Source organism: Aeromonas sp. Marseille-Q5825, from assembly GCF_946892685.1.
GTDB classification, from domain to species: Bacteria; Pseudomonadota; Gammaproteobacteria; order Enterobacterales; family Aeromonadaceae; genus Aeromonas; species Aeromonas rivipollensis.
This window is the reverse complement of record NZ_CAMPOU010000004.1, coordinates 245,589-268,600: the sequence shown is the minus strand read 5'-3', so window position 1 is coordinate 268,600 and position 23,012 is coordinate 245,589. Positions and strand designations below refer to the sequence as shown.

Annotated in this window: 23 protein-coding genes and 3 tRNA genes; 13 read left to right on the top strand and 13 right to left on the bottom strand. The window is 63.0% G+C overall.

Annotated elements, in window-relative coordinates:
- The first annotated feature begins 1 nt into the window (after position 1).
- The 3 genes from OC537_RS11860 to OC537_RS11850 all read left to right on the top strand — a co-directional run bounded on the left by OC537_RS11860 (position 2) and on the right by OC537_RS11850 (position 4,201).
- Complete coding sequence (locus OC537_RS11860; RefSeq protein WP_111909846.1) at positions 2 to 490, top strand: CS1 type fimbrial major subunit; 489 nt, start codon at positions 2 to 4, stop codon at positions 488 to 490.
- A gap of 81 nt (positions 491 to 571) precedes the next feature.
- Complete coding sequence (locus tag OC537_RS11855) at positions 572 to 3,010, top strand: CS1-pili formation C-terminal domain-containing protein (protein WP_262111475.1); 2,439 nt, start codon at positions 572 to 574, stop codon at positions 3,008 to 3,010.
- Positions 3,011 to 3,031: 21 nt separating this feature from the next.
- Entirely contained in the window at positions 3,032 to 4,201 is a 1,170-nt protein-coding gene (locus OC537_RS11850; protein WP_262111474.1) for a hypothetical protein, read from the top strand.
- A gap of 6 nt (positions 4,202 to 4,207) precedes the next feature.
- Here the strand turns inward: OC537_RS11850 and OC537_RS11845 are convergent, their stop codons facing one another.
- A complete protein-coding gene (locus OC537_RS11845) occupies positions 4,208 to 4,843 on the bottom strand; it encodes a response regulator (protein ID WP_262111473.1) in 636 nt (211 codons plus the stop codon).
- Between the two features lie 94 nt (positions 4,844 to 4,937).
- Here OC537_RS11845 and OC537_RS11840 point away from each other — a divergent pair, with 94 nt between their 5' ends.
- Positions 4,938 to 8,387 (top strand): transporter substrate-binding domain-containing protein, encoded by a 3,450-nt coding sequence (locus OC537_RS11840; RefSeq protein ID WP_262111471.1) that lies wholly within the window; start codon positions 4,938 to 4,940, stop codon positions 8,385 to 8,387.
- A gap of 7 nt (positions 8,388 to 8,394) precedes the next feature.
- Here OC537_RS11840 and OC537_RS11835 read toward each other — a convergent pair whose 3' ends face one another.
- The 5 genes from OC537_RS11835 to OC537_RS11815 form a co-directional block, all read right to left on the bottom strand.
- Positions 8,395 to 8,661 carry a hypothetical protein gene (locus OC537_RS11835; RefSeq protein WP_262111469.1) on the bottom strand — a complete coding sequence of 89 codons (267 nt, stop codon included), beginning with the start codon at positions 8,659 to 8,661 and terminating at the stop codon, positions 8,395 to 8,397.
- Between the two features lie 137 nt (positions 8,662 to 8,798).
- Positions 8,799 to 8,883 (bottom strand) — tRNA-Tyr (locus tag OC537_RS11830).
- 45 nt (positions 8,884 to 8,928) lie between these two features.
- Positions 8,929 to 9,013 (bottom strand) — tRNA-Tyr (locus tag OC537_RS11825).
- A gap of 32 nt (positions 9,014 to 9,045) precedes the next feature.
- A tRNA-Tyr gene (locus OC537_RS11820) sits at positions 9,046 to 9,130 on the bottom strand.
- A 230-nt stretch (positions 9,131 to 9,360) separates the two neighbouring features.
- A complete protein-coding gene (locus OC537_RS11815; protein WP_262111466.1) occupies positions 9,361 to 10,449 on the bottom strand; it encodes a ketoacyl-ACP synthase III in 1,089 nt (362 codons plus the stop codon).
- 202 nt (positions 10,450 to 10,651) lie between these two features.
- On the opposite strand from OC537_RS11815, the gene OC537_RS11810 reads away from it, so the two are divergent.
- The 8 genes from OC537_RS11810 to OC537_RS11775 all read left to right on the top strand — a co-directional run bounded on the left by OC537_RS11810 (position 10,652) and on the right by OC537_RS11775 (position 16,214).
- Positions 10,652 to 11,611, top strand: coding sequence for a LysR family transcriptional regulator (locus OC537_RS11810; RefSeq protein ID WP_025328044.1), 960 nt, complete (start codon positions 10,652 to 10,654; stop codon positions 11,609 to 11,611).
- Positions 11,612 to 11,734: 123 nt separating this feature from the next.
- A complete protein-coding gene (locus tag OC537_RS11805) occupies positions 11,735 to 12,346 on the top strand; it encodes a LysE family translocator (protein ID WP_262111461.1) in 612 nt (203 codons plus the stop codon).
- Between the two features lie 19 nt (positions 12,347 to 12,365).
- Positions 12,366 to 12,566, top strand: a complete 201-nt coding sequence (locus OC537_RS20680) for a hypothetical protein (RefSeq protein ID WP_410050475.1) — start codon at positions 12,366 to 12,368, stop codon at positions 12,564 to 12,566.
- A 246-nt stretch (positions 12,567 to 12,812) separates the two neighbouring features.
- Entirely contained in the window at positions 12,813 to 14,660 is a 1,848-nt protein-coding gene (locus OC537_RS11795; protein WP_262111459.1) for a peptidase U32 family protein, read from the top strand.
- Between the two features lie 164 nt (positions 14,661 to 14,824).
- The gene (locus OC537_RS11790; RefSeq protein ID WP_262111457.1) at positions 14,825 to 15,244 is read left to right on the top strand and encodes a hypothetical protein; all 420 of its coding nucleotides are present in this window, start codon (positions 14,825 to 14,827) and stop codon (positions 15,242 to 15,244) included.
- 44 nt (positions 15,245 to 15,288) lie between these two features.
- Positions 15,289 to 15,459 (top strand): hypothetical protein, encoded by a 171-nt coding sequence (locus tag OC537_RS11785; RefSeq protein WP_262111455.1) that lies wholly within the window; start codon positions 15,289 to 15,291, stop codon positions 15,457 to 15,459.
- 123 nt (positions 15,460 to 15,582) lie between these two features.
- On the top strand, positions 15,583 to 15,912 hold the full coding sequence (locus tag OC537_RS11780; protein ID WP_234676906.1) for a DHCW motif cupin fold protein: 330 nt from the start codon (positions 15,583 to 15,585) through the stop codon (positions 15,910 to 15,912).
- A 44-nt stretch (positions 15,913 to 15,956) separates the two neighbouring features.
- On the top strand, positions 15,957 to 16,214 hold the full coding sequence (locus tag OC537_RS11775; RefSeq protein ID WP_262111452.1) for a DUF1272 domain-containing protein: 258 nt from the start codon (positions 15,957 to 15,959) through the stop codon (positions 16,212 to 16,214).
- Positions 16,215 to 16,373: 159 nt separating this feature from the next.
- Here the strand turns inward: OC537_RS11775 and OC537_RS11770 are convergent, their stop codons facing one another.
- The 7 genes from OC537_RS11770 to OC537_RS11740 form a co-directional block, all read right to left on the bottom strand.
- Entirely contained in the window at positions 16,374 to 16,790 is a 417-nt protein-coding gene (locus OC537_RS11770) for a cupin domain-containing protein (RefSeq protein WP_262111450.1), read from the bottom strand.
- Between the two features lie 117 nt (positions 16,791 to 16,907).
- Positions 16,908 to 17,384 carry a methylated-DNA--[protein]-cysteine S-methyltransferase gene (locus tag OC537_RS11765; protein WP_262111448.1) on the bottom strand — a complete coding sequence of 159 codons (477 nt, stop codon included), beginning with the start codon at positions 17,382 to 17,384 and terminating at the stop codon, positions 16,908 to 16,910.
- Positions 17,381 to 18,901, bottom strand: a complete 1,521-nt coding sequence (locus OC537_RS11760; protein ID WP_262111446.1) for a DNA-3-methyladenine glycosylase 2 — start codon at positions 18,899 to 18,901, stop codon at positions 17,381 to 17,383. Before OC537_RS11760 ends, OC537_RS11765 begins: the two co-directional genes overlap by 4 nt.
- A gap of 152 nt (positions 18,902 to 19,053) precedes the next feature.
- Entirely contained in the window at positions 19,054 to 20,532 is a 1,479-nt protein-coding gene (locus tag OC537_RS11755) for a carboxypeptidase M32 (RefSeq protein ID WP_262111444.1), read from the bottom strand.
- 106 nt (positions 20,533 to 20,638) lie between these two features.
- A complete protein-coding gene (gene smrA, locus OC537_RS11750) occupies positions 20,639 to 21,220 on the bottom strand; it encodes a DNA endonuclease SmrA (protein WP_262111442.1) in 582 nt (193 codons plus the stop codon).
- 109 nt (positions 21,221 to 21,329) lie between these two features.
- On the bottom strand, positions 21,330 to 21,479 hold the full coding sequence (locus OC537_RS11745) for a DUF3149 domain-containing protein (RefSeq protein ID WP_081805766.1): 150 nt from the start codon (positions 21,477 to 21,479) through the stop codon (positions 21,330 to 21,332).
- Between the two features lie 167 nt (positions 21,480 to 21,646).
- Positions 21,647 to 22,528, bottom strand: coding sequence for a TraB/GumN family protein (locus tag OC537_RS11740; RefSeq protein ID WP_262111437.1), 882 nt, complete (start codon positions 22,526 to 22,528; stop codon positions 21,647 to 21,649).
- A 70-nt stretch (positions 22,529 to 22,598) separates the two neighbouring features.
- Here OC537_RS11740 and OC537_RS11735 point away from each other — a divergent pair, with 70 nt between their 5' ends.
- A complete protein-coding gene (locus tag OC537_RS11735; protein WP_262111435.1) occupies positions 22,599 to 22,931 on the top strand; it encodes a DUF1904 domain-containing protein in 333 nt (110 codons plus the stop codon).
- The last annotated feature ends 81 nt before the right edge of the window (positions 22,932 to 23,012 follow it).

Genomic DNA, 23,012 nt, shown 5'->3' with positions numbered 1-23,012 from the left:
AATGAAAGTATGGATTGTTGCGCCCCTGGCGATGCTGGTATCGGCCCATCTGATGGCGGCAGAACGCATTGAACATCAGGTCACAGTGACCGCCCAGATCCCGAGCGAGGCCTTCTATGTGCAGCCGACCGGTGGCGACAACTGGATGAGCACGCCGCAGAAGCTGGCCTACAACCCCTACACCAAGAAGCTGGACACGCTGAGCAAGCAGCTGGATGCCAAGAGCACCATAGGCGCCATCACCGGCTACCTGACCAACCCGGCCGTGATGGCCAGCGGCAACGACAACATTCCCCTGACCATCAAGGTGGGTGGTGTCGCCCTGTCGACCACCTCAGTCGAGGTGATGAAGGCAGAGGATGCCAAGACCGGCAAGTTGCTGGGACTGGAAGTGATCCCCGCCGACGCCCCTGTGGCCGGCTATCAGCCCGGCAACTATCAGGGTGTGGTGAACATGATGTTTGAATCGGAAGCGCCCAAAAAGCCCTAAGCAAATGACGGCGAGTAAGTTCGGCTCCCTGTATCGGGGGAGCCTTTTTTGTTTGCGCTGATGCCAAGAGTGAGATGACCCGTGCCCTATTTCTCTTTCCTGCTGGCGCTGGCCCTGCTGGGCCAGCCTGTCTGGGCGACTGAGGGTCGTGCCACCCAGCCCCTCGATGTGTTGCAACAAGCCCAAGACTTGCCTGATGGCTTTGCCGATCACTTCTTCGACGTCCCGCTGGCGGTGCGCATCCTGGTGGATGGGCAACTGCTGGGGGAGGGCGAGATAGTGCTGGGCAAAGACACCAGCGTACAACTGCTGACCCTGACCGACGGCCACGAGAGTGAGCTGGACGAGCGCACACGCCAGCGCTGGGTCGAGGTGCTGGCCGTGCCCCACCGTCTGGGTCCGTGCCAGGGCGAGTGTGCCAATGGCGTGCTGGCCCTGGAGTACAGCCTGGAGAACTCCCAGCTCTCGGTGCTGACCACCCGGGTGGAGAGCGGATCACAGCAGGCCCGCTACCACCCGTTGCCCGCCGCGGGCAGCTATGGCGCCCTGATGCGCCATCAGCTGAACCTGACCCTGGGGGAGGAAGAGCAGCGCAGCGGCCGCTACAACCTGACGGCCCAGGGCAGCCTCGGCCAGTGGACCCCCTTGCTGGAAGGGGAGCTGAGCCAGTTTTCCGGCCAGCCTGCCCAGCACCATGTGCAGCAGCTCTATGCCGAGCATGAGGGAGAGGGGCGCTTCTACCGGCTGGGCTATTTCTCCCCCTATGCCCAGGGGCTGGTGCGCCAGCCTGCCCAGTTTGGCGGAGGCACGCCGACCGTGCTCGGGGTCATGCTGGGGGATTCGGACACCCTGCTGGTGGAGCAGGGCAAGGCCAGCACTGTCCCGCTCTATGTCACCCCGAGTCGGCCAGGCATGGTCGAGATCTACAAGGATGGCTTGCTCATCAACTCCCAGCAGGTGGGTTCGGGGCTGCAGGCCCTGGATACCCGGGTGCTGCCCACCGGTATCTACGAGGTGGAGCTGCGGGTGCTGGAAGATGGCCAGGTGACCGAGCGGCGGCGGGAGATGATCTACAAGCCGGGCAACTGGCAAAACCCGGAGGAGCTCTGGCGCTTCAACCTGTTTCTGGGCCAGCAGACCCGGCTGCTCAGCGACCGGGAAGAGAAGCGCCCCGAGAGCACCAGCGGCGGCGTCATGCTCAACCACCTGCTCACCCCCTCGGTGATCCTGGGGGCGTCCAGCCAGTACATTGACCAGCGCTGGCAGCATGGTCTCTCGGCGGACTGGAGCCCGGGCAACCAGTGGCGGCTGTTTGGCAACCTGATGGCGACCCAGGGGGTGGGCACCGGCTTCGATCTGCAGGCGCTGTATCACTATGGGGATGGCAGCCTGGTGCTCAGTCATCAGCAGCAGCGCTATCAGGAGCTGCGGGAGGGGGAGGCGCGTGACCTTGCCCAGAGCAACCTGTCGTTGCAGCAGCGACTCGATGAGCATCACTCCGCCAACCTCTATCTGGCGCACCGGGAGGGGCAGGGGCTGGGGGCCGACCTGGGCTGGCGTTACAACGGCGAGCTGCTTGGCCAGGGGGTGAGCTGGAACCTGACGGTGTTCGACCGCCCCGGCAGCATCAGTACCGACAATGCGCGGGACAGGGGAAGCATGCTCTCCCTGAGCATGAACCTGGGGGGAGAGCGCAGCCAGCTTGCCATTGGCCTTGGCAGCCGGACCTCCCGCTCCGGCGGGCAGGAACGCAACGCCTCCCTCGGTTACCAGCAGTGGCTGGAGTGGGGCGCCTTGCAGAGCGTCGGGGCCAACCTGACCACAGACAGCTATGGGGTCGGGATGGCGGGCCATGCCCGCTTTCAGGGGGCACTCGCCAGTGGCGACGCCCACCTGCTCTCTTCTTCCTACAACCGGGCCTTGAGTGGCGGACTCAACCTCGACAGCACCCTGGCCTTTGGCGATGAGGGCAGTCTGACCCTGACCGGTCAACCCCAGGGGTATGAGGCGGGCATGATAGTGGATCTGGAGTCCGACCTTCCCGAGCTGGCCCTGCGCGCCTATGACGATCAGGGAGGGAATGTGGTGCTGCGCCCCGGCCGCAACCTGGTGCCCGTCACCGCCTATCGCGGCGGTGCCGTACAGCTGGACATGGCGGGCGCCGAGTCGCCGTCGGTGACCATTCGCCCCAACCTGCTGCCCTATCACCTCAACAAGGGGGGGGTGGCCTATCACAGGGTGCGGGTGATGAAGACAGTGACAGTGATAGGTCGCCTGCTCAATGGGCAGGGGACACCGCTCAAGGGGGCCATGGTGGTCAACCACGCGGGACGTACCGTCAGCGAGGCCGATGGCTTCTTTGCGGTGGAGATGAGCGAGCGAAACCCCAGCCTGCAGGTGGAATTCCATGGTGCACAGCAGTGCGATCTGGCGCTGGATACGGCCCGTACCGAGCGTCAGCAGGATCTGTTGTTGCTGGGTGATCTGGTGTGCAGCCCCGAAATTTGGGCCAGCCAATAGGCCCTCGAACAGGAGTCGAAGATGAGAATGGAGATGAGGCGTTGTGGTTGGTGGCTGGCCCTGTTGATCGGGGGGGCCGCCCAGGGCGCCACCCTGAATGTGACGGCGGAATATAACCCGGCGACCTATGAGGCGGGGGGAGCCAAGTTCATCAACACCACCCCCTGCACCCAGTTTCCGGACGCGACCGGCTTCTGGTGCAGCACCACGGCCACAGTGGAGACGCCCCAGGCCGTTCGGTTCGATGCCAATATCAAGCGAAAGGTGAAGGAGAGCAGCGACAGCCGGGAGGGAGTGCACTATCTCGGTTTTCCGGGCGCCCGTGACGTGACCCTGGTCAAGCAGGGTGGGGGAGCCTCCTACACCCTCAAATTTATCGTGACGTCGGTCGGCTCCGAGATGAATGTGGGCTCGGTGCCCGCAGACACCACTATCATCTCGGAAAATGGGGATTGTGCTTACGCCAGTGCATGGAAGAACAGCTCGTCTCTGTTCGTCTATCGCAACGTCATAGAGTCCGCCAGCGCATCCGGTGGCCGCTGCCATGGACAAAACATGGGCTCGGTGGGCAAGGATCTCAATATCAGTTCGATTTACCTGGGGTATAAATTGAAAGCCCCCAATCCACTGGCGATGGAAAATGGCACCTATACCGGCAAGCTGACATTATCCATGGGGCATAACCTGGACTTCGATTTCGGCGCTGGCACTTATACGGACACTCAGCTGACCGTGAATTTCACCATCAAGGTTCGCCATCAAATCAAGATTGATTTTCCGGCCGGCGGGAATCGCGTCGTCTTGCAGCCCCCTGGGGGATGGTTCCACTGGATTTATCGTACCCCGGATTATCTGGATGCGGTGTTGCCGGCGCGCTTCTGGGTCGCAGTGCCTTATCATGCCAGCCTGAGCTGCCAATATCTGAATGCACAGGGGGATGGTTGTCAGATAAAGAACGACAAGAATGGCCATAAAGTACCAGTCAAGGTGTATGGCACCGGCATCCGAAATCAGGAATGGCCTATCTATGCAGGAAAGAAAGACCTGTATGCATATCATAAAATATTGGCTGATAGTAATAGGCCATTCAGATTCGTCGTGGAAAAGAAATCTGTGCAAGAGATGATGAAATATTTTGGCAGCACTTATAAAGGTGATATCACCATCATCATCGATGTGGCCATCAATTAACCCTTATTACAGTCCCATCTCTTTTGCATAGTGAAACAGGGCGCTGTCGCTTTGCAGGCCGAGCCGCAGCATGGCGCTCTTTTTCTGGGTGCTGATGGTCTTGACGCTGCGATTGAGGTACTCCGCCACCTGGGTGACCGACATGCCGCTGGCCAGCAGGCGTACCACCTCGTTCTCCCTGGGGGTGAGCTGCACCGCGGGGGGCTGGTGCAGCAACCCGGCCTCTGCCAGCACGGCGTTGACCGAGTTGCCTATATAGTGCTGACCTGCCTTTATCTGGCGAATGGCCTCCGTCAATTCATTGAGCACGGCCTTCTTGAGAATGATGCCGCGCACCCCCGACTGGGCAAGTGATTGCAAGATACCGGCGTTGTGTATCTGGGTCAGCACTATGATGGGCAGCTCGGGATATTCCCGTCGCAATTGCTGGATCATGGCCAGACCATCGCAGCGTTCATCCCCCGGCATGCTGAAATCGGTGATCAGCAGGTCGCAGCTATGTTGTTGCAATGTTTTCAATAATTCAGAAACCTGATGGGCTTCGGCAACAATATCGCAACCGATGTGACTCTGGGTAATGAGGCTGCGGATCCCGGCCAGTATCAACGGATGATCATCGGCGAGAATGATTTTGAAAGACATGATTGAGCCTCATATAAATCAACGAATAATATTCGGGGTGTTAAACATGTGAATTATATAATACTTTATGCGCCGATTTTTTCCGAGCAATAAAATGAAACATGTTTCCCAGCTTGCTGACAGGGTGAGGTGTTACCCATCGATATTATTTAGACTTGCCACCTTAGTGCTGCTATTTAATTTCGTCCTATATTGCCACTCTGCCATCGCTGCCAGCAAGCCCCCTTTGCAAGTGATAAAAGTGGGGGTGCTGAAAGGCGGCTGGGGGCCATTTCAGCAATGGGATGGAAATAATGGCAGCGGCTTCAGTGTGGAGCTGATGGCCTTATTGGCCAAGAATCTTGACTATCGCATCGAATGGAAAGCCTATACGGACTGGCGTCATCTATATAAGGCGAGCTGTCGCGGTGACGTCGATATTTTGCTGGATGCCTTTCGCGCCGACGAGCGCAAGTGTATCTCCTACAGCCGTCCCTATTATTCATCCCCGACCGTGGTGGTGGTGCGCCACGACAGCCCCCTGTTTCGGGATGTCAGCGGCCTGAGTCAGGCCAGGATCGCCGTCGAGATCGGGTTTCTGACGGACAAGCTGATCCGGCTGCACTATCCGTCGGTCTCCCGCATCCTGTTTTCCGATTCGAGCTCGGCCCTGCGCGCCGTGCTGGAGGGAAAGGCCGATGCCTACATTGGCAACCTGCATGTCACCAACGAGTTCATCGGGCAGCACCCTGAGCTGGCCGTGGTGGCCCAGTCCCCCCTCTTGATGGAGAGCCTACATCTGGGAGTCAGCAGGCATAAACCCAGTCTGGGGGTGCGGCTCGACACCGCCATCCAGGCCCTGACGGTGGAGGAGCGCACCGAGCTTGAACGGCGCTGGCTGGGGGATAGCCGCCTGAGCTTTCAAGGCCATAGCGGCTTCTTGCTGCGACCGGATGAGCGGGAGTGGCTCGCTCAGTTGCCCCCGCTCAGAGTCGGCCTGCTCGAGGGCTGGGCACCCTTCTCGTTTTTGGATAGTCAGGGGCGGGTGAGCGGGCTCATCGACGACTACCTCGGCCTGTTCAAGGAGAAGCTGGGTCTGGCCTATCGCCATCGAACGGACCCAAGCCGCTCGGCCCTGTTGCAGGCGCAGATCCACCAGGAGGTGGATCTGATAGTGCTGCCCCTTCGCGTCAGCCAGCGGCTCACCGGCTGGCAGGTGAGCCGGCCTATTGCGTCCTTCCCCGTGGTCATCGCCACTGCCCGTGGCAGCAACAGCATTGGGGGCTTTGCCGAGCTGGCGGGCAAGCAGCTGATCGTGACCGATCGCATGCTGGTGAGCGAGCTGAAGGCACGTATCCCCCATGTCATCGTTACTGTGGTGTCCGGCCCTGAGGAGGGGTTGGCCATGGTGGCCGCCGGTCGTGGGGATGCCTATGTGGGCAACCTGGCCGTGCTCTCCCGGGTGATTGATGAGCGCTTCGGCGACAACCTGCACATAGTCGCACCCACCCCGTTTCGGGACGAGCTGGTGGTGGCGGTGCGCGAGTCCTATGCCCCCCTGCTGCCGCTGATCAACCGGGTGCTGGTGAGCATGAGCGACAAGGAGAAACAGCAGATCCGCAATACCTGGCTGGCCTTGAACTACAGCGAAGGTATCCCGTGGCAGAAGCTGCTGCGCACCCTGGTCCCCCTAGGGGCCGGTGTCCTGCTCTTCATCCTCATCCTCAGCATCGCCTACTGGCGCCTGCACCGGGAGATAAGGCGCCGCCGCGAGGTGGAGGCGGCACTCGCCCATGCCAAGGAGCTGGCGGAGCGGGCCGCCAGCAAGAAGGCCGAGTTTCTGGCGACCATGAGCCACGAGATCCGCACCCCCATGAACGGCATCCTCGGCATGGCGGAGCAGTTGAGCTTTACCCCGCTGGATCTCGAGCAGCGCCAGATGGTCGCCATCATCAACCAGGGGGCTGAGGGGCTGCTGCAGCTCATCGGCAATGTGCTGGATTACGCCAAGCTGGATGCAGGCAAGATGCAGCTGGCGCCCACCTCCTTCCTGCTGCGGGAGCTGGCCGACAATGTGCTCACCATGATCAGCAGCGAGGTGGAGCGCAAGGGGCTGCAGATCTATCTGCGGGTGGACGATGAGGTGGGGGCGCGCTTCAACGGGGATGTACTCAGGCTCAAGCAAATCTTGTTCAATCTGGTGAGCAATGCGGTCAAATTCACCGAGCGTGGTTTTATCGAGCTGTCGATAAGCCAGGAGTGGCAGAGTGCCGGTGAACAGCGGCTGCTGTTCGGAGTGCAGGACACCGGCATCGGCATGAGCGCCGAGGTGCAGGCCCGTATCTTCAATGCGTTTGAACAGGCCGACGGCGCCACCACCCGCAACCATGGCGGCACCGGGCTTGGGCTCAGCATCAGCCACACCCTGGCGGAGTTGATGGGGGGAACGCTCAGGCTGGAGAGTGCCCCCGGGGTGGGGACCTTCATCGGCCTCTCCGTCACTCTGGGGCTCGAGCGGCAGGAGGAGTGTGATCCTCTCCTGGCCGGATTGCGGGCCTTCCTGGCCGTGGATGATGACAGGTTGCGTCATACCCTGCGCCAGCACCTGTTGTCACTGGGGGTGCAGATGTGGGAGGAACCGGGAGGGGCCGATCTCATCTTCGGCGAGGCGCGTGATCTGCCACACAACGGCATCTGCATCGCCCCCCTTGGCAATGTGCTGGGCTATCAGCGGCGAGACGGAGCCTACTGGCTCAACAGCAATCCCCTGACCTGGCAGGCGGTGCGGGAGGTCTGTCATCGTCAGCTCGGCCTGGGTGAGGTGACCCCCTTGCCTGCGGTTTCGCCCCTGACAGAGGCCTCTCTGCCGCTGCCCGCTCGCGTGCTGGTGGTGGAAGACAATCCCCTCAACCAGACCCTGATCCGGCGTCAGCTCAGGCAGCTGGATCTGGGGTGCGATCTGGCTGAGCATGGCGGGCAGGCGCTCCTCATGCTGGAGCAGCAGCCATATGAGCTCATCCTGTGCGACTGCCAGATGCCGGTGATGGATGGCTACGACTTTACCCGCAGGGTGCGCGCCACCCGGGACCTGGCCTCCCTTCCCATCATCGCCATGACCGCCAATGTGATGCCGGAGCAGGGGCAGCGTTGTCTGGCTGCCGGGATGAACGATGTGCTGGGCAAGCCGGTGCTGTTGGAGGGGCTGCGCGGCATGCTGATGAAATGGCACCTGCTGCCGTCCCCCGGCCTGCTTGACCTGGCCGCGTTGCAGCGCCTGTTCGGGACGGGTGAGCCCTTCGCGCAGATGCTGGGCCAGTTTTGCGAGGAGCTGGTGCAATCCCTGGCACAGGTGCAGGAGAACGACAAGGCGCTGGCAGACTGGGTGCATCGCCAGGCGGGCACCATCTCCATGATGATGATCGAGGATCTGGCGCAGCAGGCCTGGCATCTGGAGGAGAAGATCCGCCAGCAGGGGGCGAGGGCGTGCGAAGCCGAATTGAGGGAATTCAGGGCACTGCTTGGACGTATAGTCGAGGAGCTGAGGGGGCTTCTCCCTCGTGCCTGAGGCGGCCTCAGCGGGCCGCCATGGCCTGCTGGGTGTGCTGGCTTGGAACCGCGTGCATGGCCTGGGCCAGCCACTCCCAGTCGAGTTTGGGGGATCCTGCCTTGAAGCGCTGGTAGGCCTGACCCTGTGCAACGGTCAGGAACAGGGTGCTCGGCAGGCCGAGGCGGTTGAGATAGCGCACCATGACATCACCCTGATAATGGCGCAGCCGTTGTTGCAGCTCGGGCAGCGTCAACCCTTGCTCCCGGCCCTTTTCATCCCAGATTTCAAACATATGAGGGCGCTCCTTGCGATTCTAGGCATTCACTGTTTCGAAAAAGCGGGGGCAGGGCAATTGTCAGATCTGACAGTGTCAAATGACCACTGGCCATAAATGCGAAAACCCGGCGCCAGGCCGGGTTTTCTGAAGGATGGTGGAGGGAGAAGGATTCGAACCTTCGAAGGCAGAGCCGTCAGATTTACAGTCTGATCCCTTTGGCCGCTCGGGAACCCCTCCACAGGGGTACTACTTTTTACAGGCCTTTCACGCAATTCAGGAAGATGGTGGAGGGAGAAGGATTCGAACCTTCGAAGGCAGAGCCGTCAGATTTACAGTCTGATCCCTTTGGCCGCTCGGGAACCCCTCCACGGGGTATTTTCCTGATTGTTCGCACTTGAATGGTGGAGGGAGAAGGATTCGAACCTTCGAAGGCAGAGCCGTCAGATTTACAGTCTGATCCCTTTGGCCGCTCGGGAACCCCTCCCCAAGTGCGAGGCCGCATACTACCAGATCCGGCAAGGTTGTGAACCCCTTGGCCGCATTCTGACGACAAAAAAATATCGTTTGGTTATTTTTTGATATGTTTCGCTCAAAATTCACGCTTTTCAATGACTTTTATGTCGATATCCTGGGGGGGCCGGCAGGGAGGGCATGCACAGAGGAGCCACGATGGGCTCCTCTTTTTTATGCGGGAAAGGGTGGCCGTGGCGAGGATCAGGCTTCTACGGTGCGCGCCTGCTGGCAGCCCTGAACCGCGTGGGCGATGAGCTCGAGGGCGCTCTGCTCGCAGGGGGGCAACTCCTCGTCGCATTGGCCGAGCGGGGTGACGCGAGGGCCCCATTTGATGAGGGCGGCGCCCCAGGTCAGACCGGCCCCGAAGGCGGCGGTGAGCAGATGGCTGCCTGGCTTGACCCGGCCCTGTTCCAGCGCCTCGCACAGGGCGATGGGCACAGTCGCAGCCGAGGTGTTGCCGTACTGCTCTATGTTGACCATCACCTTCTCCATGGGGGCGTTCATCCGCTTGGCCAGGGTCTCTATGATGCGCACGTTGGCCTGGTGCGGGACTATGAGGTCGACTTGCTCGGGGGCTATGCCGGCCTGGGCCAGTACGGCACCTGTGGCCTCGCCCATGCCGCGCACGGCGCGCTTGAAGATCTCCTGCCCCTCGAAGTTGAAGGTGAAGAGGCCGTCGATGTCGGCGAAACGCACCCGATCCGTCCCGAAGTTCGGCACGTGCAGTATCTCCCGCGCCTCGCTGTCACAGCCGAGCTTGCTGGCAATCAGGCCGCTCTTCTGCTCGCTCGCCTCTATCACCACGGCGCCCGCGCCGTCGCCAAACAGCACTGCGGTGTCGCGCTTGGCCCAGTCCAGCAACTGGGTGAGGCGCTCTGCGCCTATCACCAGCACCTTCTGCATCATGCCGGTCTGCACCAGGGAGGTGGCGACCGAGAGCGCATAGACGAAGCCGGTACAGGCGGCATTGAGGTCGAACACCGCCGCCTTGTGGGCGCCCAGGGCCTGCTGTACGGCAGAGGCGCAGTTCGGGACCAGCGTGCCCGGGGTGGCGGTGGCCAGTATGATGCCATCGAGTTCACCGGCGTCCAGACCGGCGCAGGCCAGGGCGCGGCGGGCGGCCAGGGTGGCGAGCGCCTGGGTGCTGACGTGGGAGACCCGACGGGCCTTGATGCCGGTACGCGGATAGATCCACTCATCCGAGGTATCCATGATGGTGCTGAGGTCATCGTTGGTCAGCACTGCGGGGGGCAGGCATTTGCCCCAGCCGGTGATATTGGCGTATTTCATCTTGTTATCGCTTCTTGTTGTAGATCGCCCGCGGGCGGAAAAGTGCGCAATTATGTCGTACAGGCTTTCCAGTGTCATCCCGCGGGGAGGGGAGCGCAAGGGGGCGCAGGGAGAACAAGGTGGTGATTTTGCTTAAATTCCCGCTTCTCCATGTCTTAAGATGAGAGTCCGACCCAGGCTCTCCCTTCCCGAGGTGTTGTCAGTGCACAAAGCGAATCTCAACCTGTTGCCCACCCTCAAGGTGTTGCTGGAGACCCGCAACATCAGCCGGGCGGCGGAGCTGCTGCACCTGAGCCAGCCCTCCATCAGCAAGCAGCTCGGCCAGCTTCGCAGCGAGTTTGGCGACGAGCTGCTGGTGCGGGAGGGGCAGCGCTGGCTGCTGACTCCGCGGGCCGAGAGCCTGGCGGCGGCGCTTGCCGACTCGCTCGGTGCCCTGGAGCGGCTCTATGCGGCGCCCGAGTTCGCCCCAGAGCGCTGCGAGCGGGTGTTCCGGCTCGCCTCCTCCGACTACGTGGCCCAACACATCTTGCCCGACATCTGTGCGGCCCTGGCCAGAGCCGCCCCCCTGGCGGCGCTGGAGTACAGCCTGTGGGACAAGCGCCAGCTGCCGCAGCTGTGGCAGTCCGAGCTGGATCTGGTCTCCACCATCACTGATCTGGTGCCGGATCAGATCCGGGGGCTGCACCAGGGGGAGGACAGGCTGGTGATGCTGATGGGGCGCCACCACCCGCTCTCGGGCACGGTGCCCAGCCTGGATGACTATCTCGCCTGGCCCCATCTGCAGGTGAGCGGTGGCGGCGACAAGGACAGTCCGGTGGAGCAGGTGCTGGCGCCCCTGGGGCTCTCCCGCCGCTGGTTTGCCCGGGTGCCCTTCTTCCAGGCGGCGGTGGAGGTGCTGCTGCGCACCGACTGCCTGATGACCACCCCGGCCCACATCGCCTGGCAGCTCTCCCGGGAGCACGCCCTGAGTTTTTGCGATCTGCCCTTCGCCACCCGGGTGCAGCAGTATCATCTGCTGTGGCACCAGCGCCACCACCTGGATCCGGCCCACCGCTGGTTTCGTGAGCTGGCCTACCCCTTCCTGCGGGATCACCTGCAGCGCACCCTGGGGGAGAGCCGCAAACAGCTGGATCTGAAGGCAGACCACCTCAGCCAGGGGTAGTCGGTTCTGCCAGCCTATAGCCGTTGGCTATGGACTCTATTCATAACTTTCACTTCTGGCATAGCTGGCCGCCTCCTACCCTGATCACAGTGAGATACATTCAACTTGAGAGAAGGAAAGGGTATGGAAATGACGAGTTGGCTGGCGCTCGCCGCCATTTGCGTGATGGGGGCCATCAGTCCGGGGCCCAGCCTGGCGCTGATCATCCGCAATACGGTGCAGGGGGGACAGGGCCACGGGGTGGCCACGGCGCTCGGCCACGGCCTGGGGGTGGGGATCTACGCCCTCATCACGGCGCTGGGTCTCTCTGTGCTGATCACCCAGACCCCGCTGCTGTTTGATCTGATCCGCTACGGCGGCGCCGCCTTCCTCGCCTGGCTCGGGATCAAGGCGCTCTTGGCCAAGCCCGCCAGTGGCGACGCTGCCGACGAGACGGTGCACGGTGCCCGTGGCCGCCAGGGGGCGTTCGAGGGCTTCATGGTGGCCTTCTTGAACCCCCAGCTCGCCATCTTCTTCATCGCCCTGTTCAGCCAGTTCGTGCACGCCGATACCGGCTGGCGCGAGGGGAGCATAATGATGCTGACCGCTGGCGGCATAGACGCGCTCTGGTACGTGCTGGTGGCCCTGGTGCTCTCCCGGGGGCCTGTGCTGACCTGGCTCAAGGCCAAGTCCTTCGTGATCGACAAGATAAGCGGCCTGGTGTTGCTGGGATTGGCGATCAAGGTGGTGATCTGAGCTCTCCCGCGGTCTGTCCATGGCTCGCCTGGCTCAAGGCCAAGTCCTTCGTGATCGACAAGATAAGCGGCCTGGTGCTGCTGGGATTGGCGCTCAAGGTGGTGATCTGAGCCCTCCCGCGGTCTGTTCATGGCTCGCCTGGCTCAAGGCCAAGTCCTTCGTGATCGACAAGGTCAGCGGCCTGGTGCTGCTGGGATTGGCGCTCAAGGTGGTGATCTAGACCAGCGTCTGGTGCCAGTGTCGCCAGCGTAATCTCTCTGCTCCCTTCTCCCCTTGCGGGAGAAGGGTTGGGGATGAGGGGCGACCACATAGGCTTGTCTCGGCCCGGCGAGAGCCGCATCTCCTGCTTAGGGATGTCGACCTGTCCAATCCTGCATTCTGCGGTGATCTTAAGCGGGATCAAGGCGGGGGGCGCCGGGGCTCGCTAGAGTGACGGGCATTTCTCGTCCGCCTTCAGACCAGACCCATGCAGGATCACACCCAGACTAACCGCCTCGAGCTGCTGGCTCCGGCCAAGAACCTCGCCTATGGCATCGAAGCCATCAACCATGGCGCCGATGCCGTCTACATGGGCGGCCCCGCCTTCGGTGCCCGCAGCGCGGCAGGCAACTCCCTCGACGATATCGAAGCGCTGGCGCGCCACGCCCACCGCTTCGGCGCCCAGGTGTTCGTCGCTTTCAACACCCTGCTGCACGACCACGAGCTGGAGCAGGCCCGGCGCCTGACCCACCAGATCTACGAGGCCGGGGCCGATGCGCTCATAGTGCAGGACATGGGGCTGCTGGCGCTCGACCTTCCTCCCATAGCGCTCCACGCCAGCACCCAGACCGACAACCGCACGCCGGAAAAGGTGAAGTTCCTGCAGGATGTGGGCTTCTCCCAGGTAGTGCTGGCCCGCGAACTCTCGCTCGAGCAGATCCGTGCCATCAGCGCCCAGACCCAGGTGCAGCTGGAGTTCTTTATCCACGGGGCCCTCTGCGTCTCCTACAGCGGCCAGTGCAACATCAGCTATGCCCGCACCGGCCGCAGCGCGAACCGCGGCGAGTGCGCCCAGCTCTGCCGGCTGCCCTGCTCGCTGCAGAAGCCGGATGGGGAGGTGCTGGTGGCGGACAGTCACCTGCTCTCCCTCAAAGACATGGATCAGACCACGAACCTGGAGGCGCTGATCGCCGCGGGTATCCGCTCCTTCAAGATTGAGGGGCGCCTCAAGGGGCTGGATTACGTCAAGAACGTCACCGCCTGGTATCGCCAGAAGCTGGACGCCATTCTCGAGCGCCGCCCCGATCTGGTGGCGGCGTCGGCCGGTCGCTGTAGCTACGGTTTCACACCGGATCCCAAAAAGAGCTTCAACCGGGGCAGCACCGACTACTTCCTCCATGGCCGCCAGCCGGGGATAGACTCCACCAGGAGCCCGAAATATGTGGGTGAACCCCTGGGCCGCGTCAGCAGGGTGACCCGCGACGGCATAGAGATAGACGGCAAACCCGTGAGCCTCAACAACGGCGACGGCCTCGGCTTCTTCAAGCCGGGGGGCGAACTGGTGGGGATGCGCCTGAACAAGGTGGAAGGTAAGCAGTTACTGCTGTCGGAGCGCATGTCGGGTCTGAAGGTGGGCACCGAGATCTTCCGCAATCACGATCAGGCATTCAGCAAGTTGCTCTCAAGCGCGAGCGCGGATCGCCGCATCCGGGTCGATATGCGGCTCTCTGAATGCGACCAAGGCGTCCGGCTCGTGCTCACCGACGAGCAGGGCATCGGCGCCTCCGTCACGCTCCCCTGCGACAAGCAGCCGGCCGACAACCCGGCGCGGGCGCTGCAACAGGCGCGGGACCAGCTTGGCAAACTGGGTAACACCCTGTTTGTGGCGCGCCAGATTGAGTTGGTATTCACTTCTCCCCTGTTCATTGCCGCATCCATGCTCAACGGTCTGCGCCGGGACGGCATAGCCGCCCTGGAGGCGGCCCGTCTGGTCGCCTACCGGCGACCCGAGCGGCGCATTCCCTTGCGAGGCGCCACCTATCCCCAGCACCGGCTCTCCTACCTCGGCAACGTGCTGAACAGTGCCGCCGAGCAGTTCTTCCGCGAGCACGGGGTGGGGCGCATAGCCCCCGCTTTTGAGGCGAACAAGGAGCAGGGGGAAGTGGTGCTGATGACAACGAAGCACTGCATCCGCTACAGCCAGCACCTCTGCCCGAAAGAGGTGCCCGGCCTCAAGGCCGAACCGCTGGAATTGAAGATGGGTAAAGACAGTTTCCGTCTGCGCTTTGACTGCCATCGCTGCGAGATGCAGGTGATGGGGAGTTTGAAACTGTAATCAGGAAAACCGCCAGCTCATCTACGGCCTCCACCCTCTCCCAATGGGGGCGGAGATAAACCCGATCCGGCCCACTCCAACATGGCGTTGAATGTAGTAAAAACCAGCTAGTCATTGGTCAGTGTGCGCGTTACGAAAATATTGTCTGCAGGAGATCTACCGATATGACCCGAATACAATTTTTCTCTCTTGTCTTAACGTCCGCAGCCACTGTGTCGTTTGCACATGCCGGAACCGACTATCGTTGCACCGTCGAGCGGATTTTCGATGCTGATGGCGATAATTCTCAACTGATAGATGGTCAGCGAAAGCTATATATCGGAAAAGAGTTCACTGTCGACCGTAGATCGGGCGTCATGATGGGAGCACTGAAAAATTCGTACATGACCAAACCTGTGGTGGTCGATAGAGGGTCAAAAGACAATTCATTCAAAGCGGTGACTACCATGCGCCGCGACCAAGGTGTTGGAGCTGGCTCAACTGTTTTTGCCCTCGTAGTTAAGGAGTATGCGGAGTCCCCTCAAAAACCGTTCGCGTTTATGTCGGACGACACGGTTTATTTCGGTAGCTGTGTGCAGTTTTGATATGTGGCCGATCAAGCGATGATAGTGCTTGATGAGTTGCGAGGTTGTCCCGATACACCAAACACTGCATCCGCTACAGCCAGCACCTCTGCCCGAAAGAGGTGCCCGGCCTCAAGGCCGAGCCGCTGGAGTTGAAGATGGGTAAAGACAGTTTCCGTCTGCGCTTTGACTGCCATCGCTGCGAGATGCAGGTGATGGGCAGCCTCAAGGGCTGATGGCTGCCCGTGTGGGCATAGGGCGGGAGCGGATTTTATGGCAGTATGGGGTGCTGCCTTGTCACGGATACCCCCTGGTGAGCAGCCTTCCCCAAGCCTTCTTCTGCTGACAAAGGATCTGTCATGAACATCAATGAGTTGCCATTTTGCACGACCCGTTGGGCCGACATAGCGCCGACCGAGCACAAGGGGGAACGCGGCGTCGCCCGCTGGCACACCCAGCAGTTTGGGGATCTTCGGGTGCGGATGGTGGAGTATTCCCCCGGCTATCTGGCGGATCACTGGTGCAGCAAGGGCCACGTCCTGTTCTGCATCGAGGGGGAGCTGCACACCGAGCTGCAGGATGGCCGCGTCTTCACCCTGACCGCGGGTATGAGCTATCAGGTGGCGGACAATGCCGAGCCCCATAGATCCTACACAGAACAGGGCGCCCGGCTCTTTATCGTCGATTGAGCCGCGCCTTTTCCTGTTTCCCCTTATCTTCCAGGATCTTGCCCATGCTTGAGCTCAGACCCAACTGTGAATGCTGTGACCAGGATCTGCCCGCCGACACTGCGGTCGCCTATATCTGCTCCTTCGAGTGCACCTTCTGCGCCCAGTGCAACGATCAGTATCTGCACCTGATCTGCCCCAACTGCGGCGGCGAGCTGGTCAGGCGCCCGCGCCGCCCGGCGGCCAAGCTGGCGGCCAATCCCGGTTCCATCAAGCGGGTCTTCAATCCGGCCCTGAAAGCGGCCTTGAGCAAGGGGCGCTAGGGCCGCCAGCCCCCTCAGGGGCCATGTCTGCCAACGGCGTCTCCTCAGGCCCTTGACCTTCTCCTGGCGGCCATGCTGGCCAGGGGGCCAGGTTTGAGCCGGCTGGGTCGTCCTTTCTCCTGAAGCGGGGCCACGGGGCCCCGCACGGGATCACACCGCTTATTTCTCCATCACCACGTTCCAGGGGCCATCGGCCTGGATAAAGAAGACCGCCTCCTCGCTGCCTTCCACCTTGGCCACATGGGGCTGCTTGTCGGTCAGGGCGAAGTAATCGCCGGGGCCGAGGGGGTACTCCTTGCCTGCGACCGTCAGGGTGACGGCACCCGACACCAGGGTCACATAGTGATCCGCGTCGTGATGATGATTCGGCGTCACCAGCCCCGCCGGGTATTTCAGGAAGAACCGGCTCCCCCCTTTGGCCATGTCACCGGAGACCGGTGCTGCGGCGATGCCGTTGCCCATGTCCTTCCACTTGAGATCGGCCTTGGTCATCACCATTGTCGACTCGGCCTGGGCGGGGACGGCGACCAGCAGCAGCGCCGACAGCGAGAGGACGACGGCATACATGAATTTCATCTGCTCTCTCCTTTGCGAGTTGAACAACCCGTTCAATGGGGCGAGGCCGTCAGGGTCTCGCCTCTCCAAGCATAGGGTCTGGGCCGCCTGCCCGCGGTGCCTGGCCGATGTGGCGCTTTAGGTGGTGATGCCCTCGAGTTTCAGCAATGCCTGCTTGATGGGCAGGCCCCCCGCATAGCCGGTCAGACTGCCGCTTTGGCCTATCACTCTATGGCAGGGCACTATGATCGACAGCGGGTTGCGGCCGTTCGCGGCCCCGACGGCGCGGCTCGCACTCGGCTTGCCGATGGCGCGGGCTATGTCGCCGTAGCTGCGGGTCTCGCCATAGGGGATGTCGCACAGCGCCTGCCACACCGCTTGCTGAAACGCCGTGCCCCGCGCCGCGAGCGGCAGAGTGAAGCGCTGCAACCGGCCCGCGAAGTAGTCTCGAAACTCGGTGAGGAAGGGGGCGAGCGCCTCGCCGTCCTGCCGCCAGTCGCTCATGTCGGGCAGTGGCCGCAGCCCTGCCACAAAGTCCACGTGCACCAGACCGCGCTCATCGATGGCGACCAGCAGATCGCCGCAGCGGGTGGGCATAATATCGTAGCGGATCATGGGGTTGTCTCCTTGGGGTCGTTGTCTGGGTGCTCCCGGGCCGGGTCTGTCAGCAGCGCGGGCTGCTCGCTCATGGCGTGCCACAGCCAGCTTGCGGCGTAGGCGCGCCACGGCTGCCATGGGGCGCTTCGCGCCTCCACCTCCTTCACCGGCAGCTTGGTGCCGCCCCCGAGCGCCTTTTGCAGCACGAGATCCGAGGCGGGGAAGGCGTCCGTGTCCAGCCCGCAGCGCAGCCGCCAGTAAGCGACAGTCCAGGGACCTATGCCCGGCAGCGCGAGCAGTTGTTCGTCACTCGCGCTGCCCAGGGTGAGGGCGCCGCTCGCGAGCGCCGAGGCCAGCCCCTGCAGCGTGCGGATGCGGCTGCCCGGCATGCCGATGCCGTCCAGATCCAGCTCGCACAGCTGGGCAGGCGTGGGCAGTTGTGCCACCCCGAACTGCGCCAGGGTGCGCGCCACCAGGCGCCCCATGATGGTGATGGCGCCCTTGACCGACACCTGCTGGCCGACGATGGCGCGCAACATCACCTCGTATTCGTCCCAGCCCCCAGGCAGCCGCACCCCGGGCCAGCACCCCTGTATCCGCGCCAGCAGCGGATCCTGCCCGAGCAGCTCGCCGATGCGCCCCATGTCCGCGTCCAGATCCCACATGCGGCGCACGCGATACAGTATGTCCGGCAGCGCACTCGGCGGCAGATCCTGCACCGTCAGCCTGAGCCTGTCCCCCTCGAGGGGCACGATGCGAACTAGCCCCTCCTGCTCGCCGACCCTGTGGCGGCGCTCGTAACCGTGCTCATCCACCCGCTCCAGCCCCGGAATGGCGCGCAGCCGGTAGAACGCGAGCATGGCTTGGGCATCGAATGGCGGGCGATATTGCAGGTGCAGTTGCAGGCTCGTCTGCGGCGTCTCGGCTGGCGCAGCGCCCTCCCGTTTGCGCAAGGCGCCCGGCGTCAGCCCGTAGGCCTGTTGCCAGGCGTCGTTGAAGCGGCGAATGCTCGCAAAGCCAGACGCGAACGCGACGTCCGTGATGGGCAGATGTGTCTCCGTCAGCAGCCGTTTTGCGAGCAGCAGGCGGCGCGTCTGCTCCACCTGCTTTGGCGAGGCGCCGAGGTGTTGCTCGAACTGGCGCCGCAGCGTGCGCTCAGTGATCCCGGCCTGCGCCGCGAGCGCGCCCAGGCTGCTTTCCCCGAGTTCACCGCGCTCTATGCGTGCCAGCACCTGGGCGACCAGGGGCGGCAGATCCCCGCTCTGGGGCGGTGCCAGCTCGGGGCGGCAGCGCAGGCAGGGGCGCAGCCCGTGCTGCTCCGCCGCCGCCGCGAAGCGAAAATATTGCACGTTGTGCTCGTGCGGCGCCCGCGCAGGGCAGATGGGGCGGCAATAGATGCCGGTGGACAGCACGCCGGTGAAGAAGCGGCCGTCGAAACGCGCGTCTCGTGCGAGCCGCGCGGCATGGCACTGCTCGCGGGTGAGGCCGGGGATGATCTCGTCCTGGGGCGATGAAACGGGGGGCGCTGTGTTCATGACATGACTCGGCTGAGGGTGTGCATGTCCCAGAGACTAAGCGGGTGCAAGGGGAGTGACTAGCCAAAAACGGACAGAGATAGCAAAAAAAGTCGGGCGCTCGGGGAGGGGATGAGAGGGCGCAGCGCTGGGCCGCGCCCCGGGGAAGGCGCCTATTTCAGGTAGCGTTGTTCCAGGTGCTTGCGCAGCCACTGCGGATTGAGCGCCTCGCCGGTCGCGCGGCGAATGAGCTCGTCCGTGCCGTGCAGGCTGCCCTGGGACCAGATGTGGCGGCCGAGCCAGCCAAAAATCTCCGGCAGGCGGCCCGCTTCGATGAGCTGGCCCATGTCGCCGAGTTCTCGCTCCAGTGCGAAGCGCAGCTGCGCCGCGTACATGGCGCCGAGCGTGTAACTCGGGAAGTAGCCAAACGAGCCGTCCGTCCAGTGAATGTCCTGCATGCAGCCATTCTGGTAGTTGCCCTGGGTGGAGAGCCCGAGCCACTGCTGCATCTTGCCGTCCCACAGCGTCGGTATGTCCGCGACCTCGATGCGCCCCTCGATGAGATCGCGCTCAAGCTCGTAGCGCAGTATGACGTGCGCCGGGTAGGTCACCTCGTCCGCATCGACGCGGATGAAGCCGGGCTCGACCCTGTTGTACAGCTTCTCGAGGTTCGCCGGTGCGAGTGCGGCCTGCTCGCCGAAGTGCGCGCGGATGCGTGGCGCTAGCAGCGAAAGGAACGCGGGCGCATGGCCGAGCTGCATCTCGCAGAACAGGCTCTGGCTCTCGTGAATGCCCATGGATCGCGCCTCGGCGACCGGCTGACCAAGCAGATGGCGCGGCAGCCCCTGCTCGTAGCGTGCGTGGCCCGTCTCGTGGACTATGCCCATCAGGCTGGAGACGAATTCGTCCTCGTTGTAGCGCGTGGTGATGCGCACGTCCGTCGGCACGCCGCCGCAGAACGGGTGGCTGCTCACGTCGAGCCGGCCGTGGGCAAAATCAAAGCCGAGCAGCCCCATTACCTCCTGGCCGAGCGCCTGCTGGGTCGCGATCTGGAAAGGGCCCTGCGGGATCAAAATGGTGTCGCGTTTTTGCTGCTCGCTCACCTGCTGGATGAGGCCGGGCAGCCAGCTCGTCAGATCGCCGAAGATCTGGTCCAGTCTCTCGCTCGTCATGCCGGGCTCGTACAGCGCCAGCATGGCGTCATAGGGGCGCACCCCGAGCGCCTCGGCGCGCAAGCTAGCCACCTCCCGCGACAGGCGCACCACCTCCTCGAGGTTAGGGGCAAAGCCTGCCCAGTCGTTCTCCTTGCGCTGGCGGCGCCAGGCGTGCTCGCACTTGCTGCCGGCCAAGGAGAGCGCCTCCACCAGCTCGCTTGGCAGCAGGCTCGCATCCTGCCAGTGGCGCTTGATCTCCGCGAGGTTGGCGCGCTGGATCGCGTCCAGCGGTTCGCTCTCGGCCTTGGCAATCCAGTCGCCCAGCTCGGGGGCGGTGCGCTTGCCGTGGATCAGCACGCCGAGCTCCGCCATCGCCTCGGCGCGGGCCTCGTTGCCCCCCTCCGGCATCATGGCGGCCTGATCCCAGCCGCAGATGGCGGACAGGTGGGAGAGGCGGTGCAGTTGTTGCTGATGTTGTTCGAGTTTCTGGTATGACATGGGATTGTCCTTGTTATCGTCCCTGATGGTATGCACCCCGTACCTGGCATGATCGGGGCAGCCCGATGCTAGCACTGTGCCGCGGGCGAGGGCCACCCTCAGGCGGTCAGCCGAGGCGCTTCTGGTGACGTTCGCGGTTCTCGGCCTTCTTGCGCTCGCTCTTTCGCAGCAGCACATAGAGGGCGCCGCTGCCGCCGTGGCGACGCTCGGCACTGTGGATGGCCATCACCGCAGGCAGTTGCGGCAACCAGGCACTGACATGGCTCTTGAGCAGGGCGCGCGGGGTGCTGCGCTCCCCCTTGCCGTGCAGGATCAGCAGGCAGCGGATATCCCGCACCTCGCAGTCCCCAATGAACTGCACCAGGGCGGTTCGTGCCTCCTTGATGGTCTTGTGGTGCAGGTCGAGGGAGCCTTGCAGCTCGTACTTGCCGAGCCGCAGCTTCTTGTAGACCCCCTCCTGCACGCCGTCGCGCTTGAAGCCGACGATGTCGTGGGGATCCAGCATGGGGACAGCCTCCATGCTGAGGTGATCCAGGGTGAGCCGTTCGGCGGTGGCGGCCTCCCGGCGCGCAAGTTGCGCCTCGGTCGGCAGGCTGTTGCCCGCGCCGGGGGCTATGTGGTCGCTGCGCAGCGGCCGCACGTCGGCCACTTCCTGCAGGAACAGTGAGAGTTCGTCGTTATGAGACACGGCAGGCTCCCCGCATGAGAATGAGGGGGCATTATAGCGGGCCTGGCCTGTGCTTAGAATGGCGGGGGCGCGGCGGGCTCAGGGGCCCGCACCTGGTGTCGCCGTCGGGTTATTGACCCTCTTTCGGCGGCTCGGCGTGCATCACCTTGTAGATGAAATAGACCGCATAGGCGCTGATCAGCAGGAAGGTGCCGATAATCACCAGCATGGACATCAGCCCCACGCTGTTGCCGAACATCAGGTTCATCCAGAATTCCATCTCGTCCACTCCTGTCATTGCGCGATGACAGGCATGATAGATACCTCTTTGGGTGGGAGGAGATGATCTCGATCAAGTCCCTTCGTGGTTATTTAATCGGCAACCCATTCTGTGAGCGGCCTCGCACCCGGCGCCCCGCACGGCGGCAGGGCGCCGGTCTGGCGGCCTTAGTTTGCCGCTGCGGGCTCGGTGAGCGGCGTGATGCGCCAGCCTTGTTGCTCCAGCAGCGCGAGCAGGCCTTGCTCGCCGTAAAGGTGCAGGGCCCCTACCACGATAAAGCTCTCGTTTGGCAGGCCGGGCCACTTCTTGACCCAGTTGCGGTTGCGTTCCGCCAGCAGAGTCTGCTCCAACCAGGCTTGCAGCTTGGGCGGCGCCATCTCCTCTTTGAGCAGGTTGATCAGGGTGGCCTGATCCCCGTTCTGCCAGGCCGCCATGACCTCGGCGAACCCCTTCTCGAGCTCAGGCAGCTCATCCAGGGTGCTCTCCAGCATCAGGGTCTGGTTGTCACCGACGCTCGCCAGATAGCCGAGCTGCTCCAGCAGGGTTTCCAGCCCGACTATGGGTTTGCCGCCGTCGTTTGCCCGCTTGGCGAAGTGCTGATCCACCCCGAATTCACCGCGATAGCCGGTGCGCTCCAGCGCCGCCTGGGTCAGGGTGATGGCGGCAAACCAGGGGCGCAGCGGTGCCAGCATGGCCTCGGTCAGGCCGTTCTGGCCGGCGGCGATCAGGGTGCGCCGGTAGAGATCCATGGGCAGGTGATCCTTGAGGGTCTTGCCATCCACCAGCCGGGTGATGGCCCCCATCTCCTGCCACTGCGCCTGGCTGATGTGGGTCATGTCGACCTCCATCACCAGGGCGCGACTCTGCTGCCAGGCGCGCTCGACGGGATCCGGCAGGGGATAGAGGGAGGGCTTGCCCGCGTGGATGGACCCCAGCAACCAGTGCTGCTCATTGCCCTTGCTGATGCGATAGAAGGCCGGATCGGCAAAGGCGTTCAGCGGCAGCAGCAGCCAAAGCAGTAAGGGAAGCAGCGTGCGATGGAATCTCATGAGGCACCTTATGTGAGCGGGATGAGTGCTCTATGATAAGTCCTCATTTGTCACAGCCAAGAGGTTTCCCATGCCCCACCTTCGCTTTCGGGCAGTTTCTGTCGACACCCTGCAGCAGATAAGCACGCCCCTGCTGGCGGATCTCTGTGCCCTGACTGGCGGCAAGCCGGAGTTCGTCACCCTGGAGTGCATCGACAGCATCCAGGTGAGAAATGGCGAGCGAGAAGCCGGATTCGCCTTCGTGGAGCTGGTCTGGTTCGAGCGCCCGCAGGAGGTGCAGGATGCCGCCGCCGCCCTCATCACCCGCCACCTCAAGGCGGTGCTGGGGGAGCAGACCTATGTGGTGGTGCAGGTGTTGCCCATCGTCAAGAGCGCCTACTACAGCAACGGCCAGCACTATTGAGCGGATGTCACTGCGGACAGAGGTGCTGTCCAGACAGTCAAATCCCGGTACGACAGCAAGGGCCAGCACTATTGATCAGAT